Annotated in this window: 15 protein-coding genes and 1 riboswitch; of the genes, 12 read left to right on the plus strand and 3 right to left on the minus strand. The window is 63.0% G+C overall.

Going from position 1 to position 15897, the window contains the following annotated elements:
* Window positions 1–732 (minus strand): TetR/AcrR family transcriptional regulator, encoded by a 732-nt coding sequence (locus BLJ79_RS09130; RefSeq protein WP_175475426.1) that lies wholly within the window; start codon window positions 730–732, stop codon window positions 1–3.
* Between the two features lie 196 nt (window positions 733–928).
* On the opposite strand from BLJ79_RS09130, the gene BLJ79_RS09135 reads away from it, so the two are divergent.
* Together BLJ79_RS09135 and BLJ79_RS09140 are read left to right on the plus strand one after the other, a co-directional pair.
* Complete coding sequence (locus tag BLJ79_RS09135; RefSeq protein ID WP_071214382.1) at window positions 929–2413, plus strand: peptide MFS transporter; 1485 nt, start codon at window positions 929–931, stop codon at window positions 2411–2413.
* Between the two features lie 198 nt (window positions 2414–2611).
* Window positions 2612–4009 carry an amidase gene (locus BLJ79_RS09140; protein ID WP_286135319.1) on the plus strand — a complete coding sequence of 466 codons (1398 nt, stop codon included), beginning with the start codon at window positions 2612–2614 and terminating at the stop codon, window positions 4007–4009.
* A gap of 527 nt (window positions 4010–4536) precedes the next feature.
* On the opposite strand, the gene BLJ79_RS09145 is transcribed toward BLJ79_RS09140, so the two are convergent.
* Entirely contained in the window at window positions 4537–6060 is a 1524-nt protein-coding gene (locus tag BLJ79_RS09145; protein WP_071214384.1) for a SulP family inorganic anion transporter, read from the minus strand.
* Window positions 6061–6246: 186 nt separating this feature from the next.
* Here BLJ79_RS09145 and BLJ79_RS09150 point away from each other — a divergent pair, with 186 nt between their 5' ends.
* Window positions 6247–6639: a MerR family transcriptional regulator gene (locus BLJ79_RS09150; protein WP_071214385.1), complete on the plus strand. Its 393-nt coding sequence runs from the start codon at window positions 6247–6249 to the stop codon at window positions 6637–6639.
* A gap of 367 nt (window positions 6640–7006) precedes the next feature.
* Here the strand turns inward: BLJ79_RS09150 and BLJ79_RS09155 are convergent, their stop codons facing one another.
* Window positions 7007–7264: a metal-sensitive transcriptional regulator gene (locus BLJ79_RS09155; protein ID WP_022876876.1), complete on the minus strand. Its 258-nt coding sequence runs from the start codon at window positions 7262–7264 to the stop codon at window positions 7007–7009.
* A gap of 166 nt (window positions 7265–7430) precedes the next feature.
* Between BLJ79_RS09155 and BLJ79_RS24055 the strand changes: the two genes are divergently transcribed.
* The 9 genes from BLJ79_RS24055 (at window position 7431) to BLJ79_RS09195 (ending at window position 15787) form a co-directional block, all read left to right on the plus strand.
* Entirely contained in the window at window positions 7431–7607 is a 177-nt protein-coding gene (locus BLJ79_RS24055; protein WP_022876877.1) for a DUF8730 family Cys-rich protein, read from the plus strand.
* A 174-nt stretch (window positions 7608–7781) separates the two neighbouring features.
* On the plus strand, window positions 7782–9179 hold the full coding sequence (locus BLJ79_RS09160) for an MBL fold metallo-hydrolase (RefSeq protein ID WP_071214386.1): 1398 nt from the start codon (window positions 7782–7784) through the stop codon (window positions 9177–9179).
* 114 nt (window positions 9180–9293) lie between these two features.
* Window positions 9294–9878: a rhodanese-like domain-containing protein gene (locus BLJ79_RS09165; RefSeq protein WP_071214387.1), complete on the plus strand. Its 585-nt coding sequence runs from the start codon at window positions 9294–9296 to the stop codon at window positions 9876–9878.
* Between the two features lie 90 nt (window positions 9879–9968).
* Entirely contained in the window at window positions 9969–10265 is a 297-nt protein-coding gene (locus BLJ79_RS09170; protein WP_071214388.1) for a rhodanese-like domain-containing protein, read from the plus strand.
* Window positions 10266–10328: 63 nt separating this feature from the next.
* Window positions 10329–11225 carry a sulfite exporter TauE/SafE family protein gene (locus BLJ79_RS09175; protein WP_071214389.1) on the plus strand — a complete coding sequence of 299 codons (897 nt, stop codon included), beginning with the start codon at window positions 10329–10331 and terminating at the stop codon, window positions 11223–11225.
* 54 nt (window positions 11226–11279) lie between these two features.
* Window positions 11280–12608 (plus strand): MFS transporter, encoded by a 1329-nt coding sequence (locus tag BLJ79_RS09180; RefSeq protein ID WP_071214390.1) that lies wholly within the window; start codon window positions 11280–11282, stop codon window positions 12606–12608.
* Window positions 12609–12696: 88 nt separating this feature from the next.
* A complete protein-coding gene (locus tag BLJ79_RS09185) occupies window positions 12697–13116 on the plus strand; it encodes a DUF302 domain-containing protein (RefSeq protein WP_071214391.1) in 420 nt (139 codons plus the stop codon).
* A 390-nt stretch (window positions 13117–13506) separates the two neighbouring features.
* Window positions 13507–14100, plus strand: a complete 594-nt coding sequence (locus BLJ79_RS09190; RefSeq protein WP_071214392.1) for a recombinase family protein — start codon at window positions 13507–13509, stop codon at window positions 14098–14100.
* 612 nt (window positions 14101–14712) lie between these two features.
* A riboswitch (cyclic di-AMP (ydaO/yuaA leader) is annotated at window positions 14713–14873 on the plus strand.
* A 5-nt stretch (window positions 14874–14878) separates the two neighbouring features.
* Entirely contained in the window at window positions 14879–15787 is a 909-nt protein-coding gene (locus BLJ79_RS09195) for a C40 family peptidase (RefSeq protein ID WP_071214393.1), read from the plus strand.
* Window positions 15788–15897: the final 110 nt, after the last annotated feature.

A 15897-nucleotide genomic window follows, 5' to 3' on the forward strand; every position in this document is an offset into this window, starting at 1 on the left:
TTACGTTCGGGCTCGGCGTGCGTCCGTTGGGGTCATGTCGGCAGCTGGGCATTGGCATGGCTTGGATGCCCGTGCGTTGATCCCGTCGAGCATCAAGGTCAATGCCGCTTCGAAAATCTCATCAAAACCGACCTCTACCAGGTGTCCGCGAATTGCCGCCGTATGCGGATGGATCGAGGGGTCGGCATTGAAGTACTCGCGCGACCATGAAGTTTCGTCGTTCAGCTGTCGTGAGGGGTCAAGCGAGAGGTAGCTGGCGTGCCCACCTGCCCAGAACAATGAGAAGTCAGCGGCAACACGGTAATACAGCGCAGCTTCGCGATCCTTAAAGCCGGCATCGAGAATGGCGGCCAGGAAAACCTCCACCACCTTCTTTTCGCCTTCTCTGCCCGTGGTTCGGGAAGCCGAAAGCGAACCGGCAGCGGGATGCAATTTGTAGACATCACGCATTCTGCGACTGAGGTCAGCCAGGGTTGTTCTCCAGCATTCGGAAGGCTCGAAGCCCGTTAGCACCTCCTCGAGCAGTAAGTCAGCGACGGCCAGAATAATTTCGTCTTTCCCGGAGAAGTGACGGTATACAGCAGTCTGGTCGGCCCGCAGGGCGCGCCCAAGCGAGGGCAGGGTGAAACCGCTGGTTCCCGCGCTGTCCAACAAGCGGAGGGCTTGCTGCGCGATCACTCGTTCGGAGAGGGCTCCCCGCGGGAGCTTGGTCCGCGCCAATTCATCATTCATCTCCATAAAAACTCCTTGCTAGGGTCCGTCGAGAGATCGATCATTCCATTAAAGGGCTCAACGTCATCTTAGTCAATGTCATTGACCAAGACATTTACTCATGGTTTCATGTATGTGGCTTAGATTACAGGACCATGTGTCCGGCATCATCCACCCGGCCTTTCCTCCGACCTTCTCCAACCCAAGGTGAATCCCCATGACAACCACAGACCAACGCACCGCATCCGGCGCGCCACACTCCGCTCCCCGGACCAGTCGCCTACCGGCGGGGTTGAGTGGGCTGGCCTTTACCGAACTCTGGGAACGCTTTAGTTTCTACGGTCTCCAGGGCATTCTCGCGTTCTACCTTCTTTACTCGATTGAAGAAGGAGGGTTGAACCTTGGCCCCACCACTGCGGTCAGCATTGTCGGTGCATACGGTGGCGCCGTGTATCTGGCCCAGATCTTCGGGGCCTGGATGGGTGACCGGGTTCTGGCTCCCAAAAAAATGGTGTTGTGGGGTGGTGTTGTCATCACGTTCGGACACGTGGCCTTGGCTTTCCTTCCCGGGCTCGTGGGTTTGGCCACGGGATTGGGTCTCATCGTGCTGGGCACGGGAGCCTTGAAAACCAACATCACCTCAATCGTCGGTTTCCTATTGGAATCCGACCAGTCCAAACGCGACGCAGGTTTCTCCTACTTCTACATGGCAATTAATATCGGTGCCGTCCTCGGTCCTTTGGCCACCGGCTTCGCGCAGAGCACCGCTGGTTTCCACCTGGGCTTTGGCCTCGCAGCCATCGGCATGGTTGCCGCCCTCATCCAGTACATGGTGGGCATGCGAAGACTTCCGGTCCAAGCCGGACTGGTCCGCAATCCCCTGCCACCACGCAGCCTCGGCAAGCCGGTGCTGGTCATTGCCTCAATCGCCGCCCTGATTGCCCTTGCATGGACCAGTGGCCTTCTCAATAGCGCAAACATGGCAAATGCCACTGCCCTGACCATCGTCGCTGCTTCTGCCATTTACTTCACCATCATGCTCTCCTCCAAGGTCGTCACCCCCGTAGAAAAGGTACGCCTTCGAGGTTTCATCCCCCTGTTCGTATGCAGCGGCCTTTATTTTGGGTTCCTCTTCCAGAACTTCACCACCATCGCCATCATCATCACCGAGCGAGTGGATCTCAATCTCGGTTCCTGGTCTTTCCCAGCAGCGTGGGTCACCACCATGGGCCCACTTGCCGCCGTTTTGGCCACTCCCCTGATCGCTCGGATGTGGACCGGGATGGGCGCTCGACAGCCCGGGGCAGCAAACAAGTTTTCGTTCGGCATGCTCCAGATTGGAGTCGGCTACCTCGTGCTGCTTGGCGCGTCCCTGGTCTCCGGAACGCGGATTCCTCTGCTCGTGATGTTGTTTTTCATGGTCATCGTCGGGATTTCCGAGGTCATGGTCGGTCCCATCGGACTGTCTTTGGCAACACGCATCGCACCGGAAAAATACAAGTCGCAACTTGTCGCCTTGATCTTCCTGGCATTAGCCGCGGGATCGTCCTTGTCCGGACTTCTAGGCCAGATTTACTCCACCATGAATGAGAACGTGTATCTGGGGATGATCGCCGTCATCGCCATTGCACTGGGCCTTGCCCTGCGTTTCTTCTCCAAACGCATCGAAGGAGCAATCAACGCAGGTCTCGCCGGGAAGTGAGAACACACATATCCCATCGATTCGGCTCACCCATGATGAAGGTACCCGTTGAAAAATAAGGCCAAGCCAACCCAGAACGCTGCTGTGGGCAAAAGCGCCCTCGGCGGGGTTAATGACACTGCGAGTGACGTCGGGAACTTGGCATATCTTGATGCCTGCAGTGCCCGCGCAGCATTCCGATCGCTGCAGCTTTCCCCCGTGGAACTGTTGGCCAGCATCGTCCAACGCATCGAGACCGTCAATGGGGACCGGGATACCGGCATCAACGCATTCACCGAACTGCTCCTCGACGGAGCCATGGTGCAGGCCCGGGCCGCCGCCGATGAATATGCACGCTGCGCCAGAACCAGGGATGAACCAGGAGCACTGCTCGGGCTGCCGGTCGCGACCAAGGAAAAGCATGCGCTGGCCGGGCACCGGATCGAACAAGGCCTGTACGCCCACCGTGGGCGCATCGCCGAGAACGACCACCCGGTCATCGAACGCATCCGGGCGGCCGGGGGCATCATCCATGCCCGCACCACGTCGCCGGAGTTCAGTTGCGCCACGGTCACGCACAGCCCCATGTGGGGCACCACCCGCAATCCGTGGAATCTGGAGTGTTCCCCTGGAGGTTCCTCCGGTGGGGCCGGCGCAGCCCTCGCAGCAGGCATGACCACACTGGCCACTGCCAGCGACATCGCCGGCTCCACCCGTATCCCGGCCGGCTTCACCGGCACCGTCGGCTACAAGGCACCCTACGGACGAGTGCCCGGGGCGGGTCCGTTGACGGCCGACTGGTACCGCGGTGATGGCCCGATGGCACGCACCGTTGCCGATACGGCCCTGCTGGCCGCGGTCATCTCGGGTAGGCATGGCACCGACCACGGATCCTGGGGCCCGGCACCGGACGGGCGGGCAGGCCTCGGCTTCCCGGCCGGGACGGTCTCGGTTAAGGGCGTCAGGATTGCCCTGTCCACCACGCTGGGAAACTACCCCGTGGCCCCGGAGATCCTGGCCAACACCCTTGCAGTGGCCGGTTCACTGGAGGCTGCAGGCGCCGTCGTCGTGCCCGTGGATCTGCCATGGACCACGGAGCAAATCACCGAAACGGTCTTCGCCCACTTCGGGCACATCCTGGGACCGGCCATGGAGGCTGAAACCGCGGGCACCGAGAACCACCTGGCCGCATACACAAGGAAGTTCATGGCTGATGCGCGCGCGGCAGGCCAGCGGCACACCTTGGTGGATTCACTGGAACTTGACCGGAGAATGCAAGTGGATCTGGCAGCCGCCATGGAAGGGTTCGACGTGTTGCTGTGCCCCACATCCGCCGTGGCCTCGCTTGCGGCCGATGGAGACTATCTCGAAGGAATCCAGGCCGGCGGCCATCGGCTGGGCCACTATTGGGAGGCGCACCTGACCAGCCCGTTCAACGTTGCCAACCGCTGTCCGGTGCTGGGACTACCCAGCGGACTGGCGGACAACGGGGTTCCCACAGGGGTGCAGGTAGTGGGCCACCCCTACGACGAGGCCACGGTCTTCAGCGTCGGCCGGGCCATCGAATCCCTCCTGGGACGTCCGTCTTGGCCCAGGTTGGCGGGTCAAGAGTCGTAACCGCAATTCAAGCCATCCCGGGCTTGAGGACATTTCGATTTGTTAGGTCCTAGCCCGAAGGTCGGACTTGCCAGAAGTCGGACCTTTCGGGGCAGGTCGGCAAATGAGCGGCTCACGCCCGGTCGGCGTATTAGCAATTTGCCAACCAGCCACGGGCCGGCCAAGATTCAGTGGATGAAAAGACAGCAGTGAATCCGTCGAGGGTTTAATTCTTGAACTGTCATCCTTAAGCGGAGGATTGCGTATGCCGATCCCCCAGCGCGACACCCGATCATCGAAAATCCGATCTCTAAAAAGGTTGAAATTTCACGGAAACCTCATTCGCGCATGCCCCGCCCGCAATAAAGCCCGGTGAAGGTAGCCTAAACGCTACACTAATGGCATGCCACAGCATCTGGTCGGGTACGCCCGAGTCTCCACCAATCAACAAGACCTCACCGCCCAGCAGTGTGAATCGCAGCGATAAATGGCGTGGTTTTTGCAGTGCTAATTGGCCGAATGAGCACGGGCTCGGAGGGGATAGACGCTTAGTGCCCCGCTCCGAGTTTCCCGGCCATGCGTTCGCGCATTTTCAGGCTGGCCGCGTTCAGTCCCTCGATCTCCACGGTCTTGCCGTACTTGGCGTATTTGGCGGTGATGGCGTCTAGGGAAGCGATGGTGGATGCGTCCCACAAATGCGAGTTGTACAGGTCGATGACCACGCGGTTGGGATCCTCGACGTAGTCGAACTGGGTGTAGAGGTCGTTGGAGGAGGCGAAGAACAGTTCCCCGTTGACTTCGTACTTGGCAATTTGTTCCCCGAAGTGCTCCTCGATGCGCCGTTCCACGGTGACCAGGTGAGCGACCCGGTTGGCGAAGAGGACCATCGCGGTCAGGACCCCGACGCCGACGCCGATGGCCAGGTTGTGGGTGGCGACGGTGAAGATGACGGTGACGAGCATGACGGTGGTTTCGCTCTTGGGCATCATGCGCAGCGTGGAGGGCTTGATGCTGTGCCAGTCGAAGGTGGTCACGGACACGAAGATCATCACTGCCACCAGTGCTGCCATCGGGATCAAGGCCACGACATCCCCCAGGGCGACGACCAGGATCAGCAGGAACGCCCCGGCCAGGAAGGTGGAAATGCGGGTGCGGGCGCCGGAGGCCTTGACGTTGATCATGGTCTGGCCGATCATCGCGCAGCCGCCCATGCCGCCGAAGAACCCGGTGATGATGTTTGCCGCGCCCTGGCCCCAGGATTCGCGGGTCTTGTTGGACCGGGTGTCGGTGACGTCATCGACGAGTTTTGCAGTCATCAGGGATTCAAGCAGTCCCACGAAGGCCATGGCCAAAGCGTAGGGGAACAGGACCTGCAGGGTCTCAAGGTCCAACGGAACGTTGGGCAAAAACAACGAGGGCAGGCTTTCGGGCATTTCGCCCTTGTCCCCGACGGTCGGCACGGCCAGGGATGCCAGGACGGCGATCAGCGTGAGTACCACGATGGCGACCAGGGGCGCGGGGACCGCGGTGGTGATCTTGGGCAGGCCGAAGACGATCAGCAGGCCCAGGGCCGTGAGCGGGTAGACCAACCACGGGACCCCGAGCAGTTCGGGGACCTGGGACATGAAGATCAGGATTGCCAGGGCGTTGACGAATCCGACCATCACCTGCCGGGGGATGAAGCGCATCAGCTTGGCCACGCCCAGCAGCGCCAGGATGATCTGGAGGATCCCGGCCAGGATGACTGCGGCGATGAAGTAGTCCACGCCATGACTTTTCACCAGCGGGGCGATGACCAGGGCAATGGCGCCGGTGGCGGCGGAGATCATGGCCGGCCGCCCGCCGAGGAAGGCGATGGACACGGCCATGGTGAAGGAGGCAAACAGCCCGATACGGGGATCGACGCCGGCAATGATGGAGAAGGCGATGGCCTCGGGAATCAAGGCCAGCGCCACGACCAGCCCGGCCAGGACCTCGGTCTTGAGCAGGCGCGGGGACCTGAGGGTGCGTACGACGGACTGGCGTTCCTCCGGGGCCAGGACCGGGTGTCCTGGGGTGGTTTTCGTGGCCATGGGTGGCTCCGTTCAGGGGGTCGGCGCGCTCTGGCGCTCAGCTACATAGAATCAGTGGGGTGTGTGCGCCATTGCGTTGTGCAATGCATGGCCGCGACTAGGAATGGCCGTGGCAGCGCATCAAGTGATTTCAAATCTACCTTAACGTAAAGGTAAGGTTGAAATTCGAGGAAGAAGGAGACCCCTATGGATGAAACGACCCGACCCATCAAGGCTGGCCAGACGATGCACATCGGGGACCTGGCCGAGGCCACCGGCCTGTCCCAGCGCACCATCCGCCACTACGACGAGGTCGGCCTGCTTCCGGCAACCACGCGCAGCGAGGGGGGCTTTCGGATCTATACCGACTCCGACCTGCAGCGCATGCTCGTGATCCGCTCCATGAAACCGCTGGGATTCAGCCTGGAGGAAATGGGCGAGCTGCTCGATACGGTCGACGCCCTGGCCGACGACACGAACAATCCGGAGGCCCGGGCCAGGCTTGAAGGCTTCATTGCCCATGCCAACGCGAAGCTGGACAAGCTGGCACTGAACCTCAGCCGGGCCGAAGCCTTCATCCAGGACCTGCAGGCCAAGTAGCCCCACCGGCCAAAGCCTGTCCAGGAGTCCGGGTTGCGGGCCCCCGGGAGTCCATGTCTGACCGAAAGGCCTCTGCCACGCTCGACCTGCCGTTCACCGGAACCAGTCGCTTCCGGGAAGACCCCTCGGCCCATGACACAACGCTTAGTGACCGTGTTTTCTGGACTTTGCTGTTGCGTCTTCGGGCCGCTGGATGAAGCAACTACATTAGATGCCGCCACTCAGGGCGCAGCGACTGATGGGTTTAGGGGAATGATGCCCTGGCGGTTGCCAAGCCGCCGAGATGCCGAAGTTCGCGCATGGGCGCTGCCAGACCGCCGGAGTGCTGTGCTTAATGCCCGGGGAAGGCGACCGCCGGGTGGGTGCGTTAGGCCAGCGAGAGGAAGAGCTTTTCCATGTCGGCGCGGTCGGCGGTGGGATCCTCACTTTTCAGGCACTGTTCGAGCCCGGTGGCGATGATGGAGAACCCCGCGCGGTCGATGGCCTTCGAAGCGGCGGAAAGCTGGGTGACCACCGCGCGGCAGTCGCCGCCTTCCTCCAGCATGCGGATCACGGCGTTCAGCTGGCCCTGGGCGCGCTTGAGCCTGTTGATGGCCGGTTTCATGGTGTCCGCTTCAAGTTCCATGGTGGGTCCCTTCAAGGTGTTGATTTCTTCAATGGTATACCCCCGGGGGTTTCCTTAGCGTATCAATGGCAGTGATTCTCGATACCCCCCTGGGTATATGCCATACTCGAATACAGAGGGGGCGGCCAAGCCTCCATCAACAACCCCAGACGCAAGGAGTCACCATATGTGCCGTGCGACCAAATGCCGTAAGTGTCAGAAAACCACCTGGGCCGGATGTGGCCAGCATGTCAAGCAGGTCATGGCCCACGTGCCGCGGAGCGAGCGCTGCTCCTGCGATCCAAATGCCCCGAAGGAGTCCGGCAAGAAAGGCGGCTTCTTCGCGCGCCTCTTGGGCCGCTAGGCCCAGCCTCGCATGCGCCTGCGGCGATCGGCACCATTCCCGATGGTGTCGATCGCCGCTTTTTTGTGCATCCGTGAACGACTTGACGGATACCCCAGGGGGTATTATTGTTGCCTGTGAACCGGATACCCCCAGGGGTATGAAGGGTAAACTGACCAACCACAAGGAGAACCAATGCTTCTCGAACGAATCTATGACGAGGACCTGGCACAGGCCAGCTACTTCATCGGCTGCCAGGCCAAGGGCGAGGCCCTCGTGGTGGACGCCCGGCGCGACATCCAGGTGTACCGGGACCTTGCCGCAAAAAACGGCATGAAGATCACCGCCGTCACCGAGACCCACATCCACGCCGACTACCTCTCCGGCACCCGGGAGCTGGCCGCCGCCACCGACGCGGAGATTTACGTTTCGGGCGAGGGCGGGCCGGACTGGCAATACGAATTCGAAGCCGAACGCCTCTTTGACCAGTCCACCATCACGCTGGGAAACATCACCGTCACCGCCCTACACACCCCCGGACACACCCCTGAACACCTCTCCTTCCTGGTCACCGACGGCGCCTTCAGTGACAAGCCGGGCTTCCTGCTCTCGGGCGACTTCGTCTTCTCCGGGGACCTGGGCCGCCCGGACCTGCTCGACGAGGCCGCCGGCGGTACCGACACCCGTTTCGCCGGGGCCCACGACCTCTTCGTCTCGCTGAAGAACAAGTTCCTGACCCTGCCTGACTACGTCCAGGTCTACCCGGGCCACGGCGCCGGCAGCGCTTGCGGCAAGGCCTTGGGCGCCATCCCGTCCTCCACCGTCGGGTATGAGCGCAGCTTCGCATGGTGGGGTCCCTACCTCGCGGCAGGCGACGAGGCGGGGTTCGTCGAGGCACTGCTTGACGGGCAGCCCGACGCACACGCCTACTTTGGCCGGATGAAGCGCGAAAACCGCCAGGGCCCGGCTGTCCTGGGCGAACGCACACCGCTGGCCGAGCTAGTCACCGAAGACGTCGCGACCGCCCTGGCCGCGGATGACATCGGCGTGGTCGACACCCGCCCCCACACCCAGGTCCACGAGGGCACCGTTGCCGGGGCGCTGAACATCCCCGCCGGCACCAAAGCCGCAAGCTACGGTGCCTGGGCCGTGGACCCGGAAACGGACCAGCGCCCGCTGGTCCTCTTGGCTCCGGACAGCGAGAGCGCCATGGAGATGTGGGACCACCTCATCCGCGTGGGTATCGACAAGGTTGCCGGATACATCACTTCCCTGGACGGCCTGCCGGTCTACGTGCCCCGCACGATCTCCCCGGCCGACCTGGCAGGGTTCGATGCGGCCATGGTCTTGGATGTGCGCAACAAGACCGAGCACACCGCCGGACACGTGCCCGGCTCCGAACAGCTCAACGCCGGACGGGTGCTCTGGCACACCGACAAGCTTCCGGCCGACGGCGTGATCGTGAGCTTCTGCCAGTCCGGGGTGCGCAACTCCGTGGCCGCCTCCGCCCTGCGCCGGGCCGGGTTCGACATCGTCGAGCTCGAGGGCAGCTACGCCGGCTGGGCCGACTGGAAGCAAATGCAGAACGCCTAGGTTCTCCACTGCCCATCCCTCAACAATAAATTCTACGTATTCCCGGTCCCGCATCCCCCTTTCCGGATGCGGGACCGGCCGGGCGCCATGCCCGGCAGAAAGGGCCCACAAGCCATGAACCCCATTCCCCAGACCACCAGCCCCGAAGAACTCAAGGACTGGATCGCAGCTGGCTCCGACGTTGTGGTGCTTGACGTGCGCTCAGCCGCCGAATTCGAATCCCTGCACATCCTGGGCTCCTACAACGTCCCCCTCCCGTTGCTGGCCGAACACACCGAGGAACTCGCGGCCAAGCTTGACACCAAGGTGGTGCTGGTCTGCCAATCCGGCGTGCGCGCCACCGAAGCCAAGACCAACCTCGCGTCAGTGGGATTCGGCAACGCCCATGTCCTGGCCGGCGGCGTCCCGGCTTACAAGCAGGCCGGCGGCCGGACCGTGGAAGGTTCCAAGCGCTGGGACCTGGAACGCCAGGTGCGCATGGCCGCCGGTTCCCTGGTGATCGCCGGCCTGGCCGGGGGCAAGTTCCTGTCCCCGCAGATCCGCACCGTTGCCGGGGTCATCGGGGCGGGACTGACCTTCTCCGCGGCCACCAACACCTGCGCCATGGGCAAGGCCCTGGCCAAGATGCCGTGGAACAAGACCGGCAACGAGCCGACCCGTGCATCGGTCCTCGCCCAGCTTCCCCCCAAGAAGTCCTAGCACACACCCGGTTTCCGGGCCCGGGTCGCGTTGATCCGGGCCCGGAAAGCACCCACATACCCCTTGAACACGCCCCCGAAGGAGCAGACCATGCCCGAAATCACCATCACCGACACCGACCAGCGACGTGCCACGGATCAGCTCCTTGACGTCCGCGAAGACTTCGAAATCACCGAGGGCATGATCCCCGGCGCCCTCCACATCCCCATGGGCGAGCTCAACACCCGTCTGGGGGAGATCGACCGGACCCGCCCCGTCATCGTCATCTGCCGCAGCGGCAACCGCAGCGCCCGTGTCGCCGATGCCCTCACCGGGGCCGGATTCACCGCCGACACCATGGCCGGCGGCATGACCGCCTGGCAACGTGCCGGCCTGCCCGTCACCTAAAACCACGCACCGGCGCTAACCCGCACGCCCTCCGCCCTTCCTCCCCCAGACAAGGCCACCTCCATGACCCTCACCCTCGTACTCACCCTCCTGTTTTCGGTGCTGATCGGGCTCTCGCTCGGCCTGCTCGGCGGGGGCGGGTCCATCCTCACCGTCCCGATCCTCACCTACGTTGCAGGCATGAACCCCAAGGAAGCCATCGCCGCCTCGCTCTTCGTCGTCGGCGCGACCTCCGCCGTCAGCGCGGTGACCCACGCCCGCAAGAAGCGCGTCAAATGGCGTACCGGTCTGGTCTTCGGGGCTGCCGGCATGGCAGGGGCCTTCGGCGGCGGCCTGCTCGGGGGCCATATTCCCGGAACGATCCTCATGATCGCGTTTGCTCTCATGATGGTCGCCACCTCCCTGGCCATGATCCGCGGCCGCAAGAACCACACCACCGTGGCCCACGACGGTGAACTCCCCGTGCTCAAGGTCATCCTCGAGGGCCTGGTCGTGGGATTGGTCACCGGGCTCGTCGGCGCCGGCGGCGGTTTCCTCGTCGTTCCGGCACTCGCCCTGCTCGGTGGCTTGTCGATGCCCGTCGCGGTCGGTACCTCGCTGGTGGTTATCGCCATGAAGTCCTTCGCCGGACTTGGCGGCTACCTCACCACCGTCTCCCTGGACTGGGCATTGGTCGGCGGGGTCACGGCCGCCGCGATCCTCGGTTCCTTCCTGGGAGCCCGGCTGGCCGGACGGATCCCCGAAGCGGCCCTGCGCAAGGGCTTTGGCTTCTTCGTCCTGGTCATGGGCGTCTTCGTCCTCGTCCAGGAACTGCCCTCCCCGGCCAACCTCATTCTCGGCCTCACCGCCGGCGCAGCCGCGGCGGTTGCGGCGCTGTGCTGGTTCGTGATCCCCGCCTGCCCCCTGCGGCGTAAATCGCTTACACCCCCTGCCGCCACCCCGGCAACCGAAGCCCACTAACCGCCGGCTCATCGCCGTCCGGCCTTTCAGCCCCAGCACACCAGGAGACCGAGCATGAAGCAGTCCACCACCAGGGCGCTCCCCATCTTGGGTTTGCGCGCCAACGCGGCGCAGTTCACCCTGCTCGTCGCGGTCAACGCGCTGGTCGGGGGCATGGTTGGACAGCAACAAACCGTCCTGCCACTGCTCGCCCACGCCGAGTTCGGCCTGAGCGGATACACGTTCCTGTTTGCCTACGTGGCGGCCTTCGGGATCGCCAAGGCGACCTCCAACTGGTTCGCCGGGACCCTCTCGGACCGCTACGGACGAAAGCCCGTGCTGCTGGCCGGGTGGCTCTTCGCCATCCCGGTGCCGCTCATGCTCATCTTCGCCCCGGACTGGAGCTGGGTCATCGCCGCGAACGTTCTGCTGGGCATCAACCAGGGCCTGACCTGGTCGACCACCGTCATCATGAAAATCGATCTGGTAGGCCCGGCCCAGCGCGGCCTGGCCATGGGACTGAACGAGGCCGCTGGCTACGGTGCCGTGGCCGCCACGTCCCTGCTGGCCGGATACCACGCCGAACAGTACGGACTGCGTCCGGCGCCCTTCCTCTTGGGAATCGCCTACACCGCCTTGGCACTGCTGCTGTCGGGCCTTTTCGTCCGGGAGACCCACCCACATGCCCTCCTGGATGCCGGAAACATGGATGCCCGGGGCGCCTCCGCCCGGCATGGCCTGGACGCCAACCTAGCCAACGGCCAAATCTTTTCCCTGACCAGCTTCCGGGAACCGGCCTTGTCCTCGGCGAGCTTGGCCGGCCTGGTGAACAACCTGAACTTCGGACTCTCCTGGGGCCTGTTCCCCCTCCTGTTCGCCACCGCGGATCTCAGCATGGGCCAGATCGGCCTGCTTTTCGCCCTGTATCCCGGGGTCTGGGGCATCGGCCAAATGGCGACCGGTGCTCTCTCGGACCGGATCGGACGCAAACACCTCATCACCACCGGCATGTTGGTCCAGGCCGGAGCCCTGGCGATCATCGCGCTCGGGGACGGCTTTGGTGCCTGGGCCTCGGGAACCGTATTGCTCGGCGCGGGAACCGCCATGGTCTACCCCACGCTGCTGGCCGCCGTGGGCGACGTCGCCCATCCCGCTTGGAGGGGACGCGCGGTGGGCGTCTACCGGGTCTGGCGCGACCTCGGATATGCCGTCGGTGCTATCCTGGGCGGGATCGTCGCCGACCTGTTCGGGCTCAACGCCGGCGTCTGGATGGCCGCGGCACTCAGTGCAGCCGCAGGGCTGATCGTCGCGATCCGCATGTATGAAACGCACCCACCGCATCCCCGGCCGACCCCTGCGGGCAATACCCTGGCAACACTTCCGCGCGACCACACCAACCCGTAGCATGGCCACAGAACCGAGGTCCCCTGCCGTGGCGGAGCACGCAGTCGCGCTCGGCACGCCTCCACACCACGACCCGAGGAGAACCGCCATGACCTACACCCACGCCATCACCGTCCCGCTGTCCTGGCAAGACGCCGTCGAACGGACACGCGGCGCCCTGGCAGAACAGGGATTCGGTGTCCTGACGGAGATCGATGTGAAGGCGACCTTCACCCAAAAGCTGGGCCAGGAGGCCGGGGCCTCCGTGGGGGACTACATCATTCTCGGGGCCTGCAACCCGCAACTGGCCCAACGCGGCATCACCGCCGAACCGCAGCTGGGCGCACTGCTCCCGTGCAACGTCGTCGTACGTCGCGCTCCCGCCGCCACGGAAACCACCATCGAGGCCTTCGACCCGCAAACCATGGTCAAGCTCAGCCAGAGCGATGCGACACGTGAGGTCGCCAACGAAGCCGACGCCAGGCTTCAGGCGGCATTGAAGGAAATCTCCGGAACAGTAGGTACCTAGGTTCTCACCTCATTGGCACAGGTCGCTCGCACGATTCCAACATCGCTAACGGGCACCGATTCCTGGTTTTCATCCGGATCCAGGTACTTTAGGACTCGGCCCATGAACCGTCCGGTTCCGGGCAGTGGTGAGGGCACCAAACGCGCCGACCACCACCCGCCAAGTCAGCAAAGAGTGATGGGCGTTGCAGCCACGGACAACAGTTATTGAGCGGATAAGCCGGGAAACCACCGTCTTGAAAACCTAAAGGTTTCTAAGACATGCGCACGGCACCGTTTTCGTCGATCGGCGGTGGCTCATTCGCGGGAGGCCTTTTGTTCCAAAAAGTCGTCTTACTGTAAAACGTCTCACGCAGTTGTCGCAGAGGGGTTCTTGAGCCAAAATGTCGAGATGAGACATTTAGGATACACACGGGTGAGCACCTCGAGCCAGGATGCGACGTTGCAGCTGGATGCACTGGTCGCTGCCGGGGTGCAGAAACGCGACGTGTTCGCCGATGTCACCTCCGGCAGCAGGAACGCGGTCGATCGGCCCGGGATGAAGAAGCTCCTGGAATACGCCGAGGCCGGGGACACCGTGGTGGTCTGGCGGGTCGACCGGCTGGGGAGGTCCCTGGTCGATGTCCTGAACACCGTGAACCTGCTGCGCGAACGCGGCGTGAACGTCCGGTCCATTTCGGACGGGATCGACCCGGCCACCTCGACCGGGCGGATGATGCTGAACCTGCTGGCTTCCCTGGCCGAGTACGAGCGCGAGCTGATCGTGGAGCGGGTCAATGCCGGGATCGCCGCGGCGCGTCAATCAGGCACCCGGTTCGGCCGGCCACTCTCCGACCCGGCAGTGATCGCGGACAAGCTCGCGATCGCGAAGGACGCCCGTGCGAAGGGACGCACCGCCGAAGACGCGGCACGTTTGGTCGGGTGGAGTCGCGCGACGCTCTACCGTCACCTTGGCCAAAACGCAGGATCCGTCAAAAGCCAGTGATCACTGATTCCCCAGTGGAGTGCAGACGACTCTGGCACCAGATGAACCCAGCCCGGGACCACCATCACATGCTTAGCGCCCACCGCTGTACCGCTGGCCCCCAAGGCCGACTATCGACCGGGAACGGTAAAGCCGCTGTCGTTCAACTGATCCGCGCTTTCACTGCTGGTGGCTATCCCCTAGACAAGGGAACTTGGCTGAGAGCTTTTTTCGCTGCGGGCGGGGAATTTCGGCACGCCGAATCGATCAGCAAGCTGATCGCTGAGATGCAGAAGGGAACCAAACATCGCGTGCAGCAACGCTATCGACCCGAGATCCTTTCGATTCTCCGCGAAAGGGCCGCCACAACAGCAGCAACAACAAAACTTCCTGACTGACAGCGGATCTTCGCTCTCCCACCCTTGGGATCTAGACCGGCGATAAACATGGCCCACATGTCCGCCTTGAAGCCATTACTAACGGCAAATGGGTGTGCCCCGAGGGCTAAATATAACGATGACCGTCATCATTTCGTAATCAAAACGTGACTTTTGGATACGCTTCTTATATCCTAAGCGAACGACCCGGGAACAACCCTGCTCGCCGCCGCGGGAAGTGCCGAGCACTGCCAGCCCACGGTGTCCGTTTGAAACTCGTTTGGCAGTGGCGGGGGACCCACTTTCGGTTTCCACACAGGAAGCCTTGGGGTTAAGTAGTTCGGTCTAGGGACCGGATTGCCGAGTGACTCCCACTCGAACCCGACAGCTCACCTCGCAGGCATCAGGAGAGGTATTTCTACGTGACTACACGTCAAGCACTAGGCCGCCACCGCGCGACCGCAGTTCGGGCCAACCCGCTAGAATCCATCTCGAAGGCAGTCGCCTCGAACGCTGGATCGGTTGGCCGCCAGGCAGCAGTTATTGCAGCCGCATCAGGTCTCGTACTGACCCTCGGTGTTCCGGCAGCTCAGGGAAATGTTTCCCGCGAAGCAACTGCCGTTCCCGTTGAAGGCCTATCCGCAGAGCGCGTCGCCGTCAAGGCCGTTTCGGTCCCTGCGCAGCAGAGCAAAGACCTGACGATCGAGCGCGCAGCGTTCACCTCCAAGCCGGCACCAGCTCCCGTAGTGATTGCCGTGGCCAAGAAAGTTGCGCCAAGCAGCACCGCAACGAAAACACACTCCCACGACACTGCCCCGGTGACACGCTCCAACGACACCGCAACGAAAACGCCCTCCAACGACACCGCCCCGGTGACACGCTCCAGCAACGATTCAGATGCTTACGCCCCGGTCACCCGCTCGAACCGAGACAGCGCACCGGAAGCCACGGCTCCGAAGCCCAAGAGCGACTCGATGAATACCGCGAATCTCTCGGGCATTGCTGCTACGGCGGCCAAATACGGGGGCGTTCCCTACGTTTGGGGCGGCAACACTCCGGCGGGATGGGACTGCTCGGGTTTCGTCAAGTACGTTTACGCGAAACACGGCATCGACATCGCCCGGGGCACCTCGGCCATCCGCGCCTCGGGCCAGTTCGTGCGCACCAGCTCCCCGAAGCCAGGAGACTTGGTCTTCCAGAACGGTGGTGGCCACGTCGGCATCTATCTCGGTGGCGGCAAGATGATCGGTGCGCAGAATCCAACAACGGACACTCTTCTCCACGATGTTACGCGTAACCCTCTCTACGGGTACTACACCCTCAAGGGCTAAAACACAGGCTTTCCAGGGTCTCCGGCCGATCCGCAAGGATCAACCGGAGACCCTGTTTCTTTCTTTTAATCTAATTTTCTCTACCGGATCCGCGCGGTGAGCGCAGACAG

Origin of the sequence: Arthrobacter sp. UCD-GKA (assembly GCF_001863355.1) — a bacterium.
Lineage (GTDB): Bacteria > Actinomycetota > Actinomycetes > Actinomycetales > Micrococcaceae > Paeniglutamicibacter.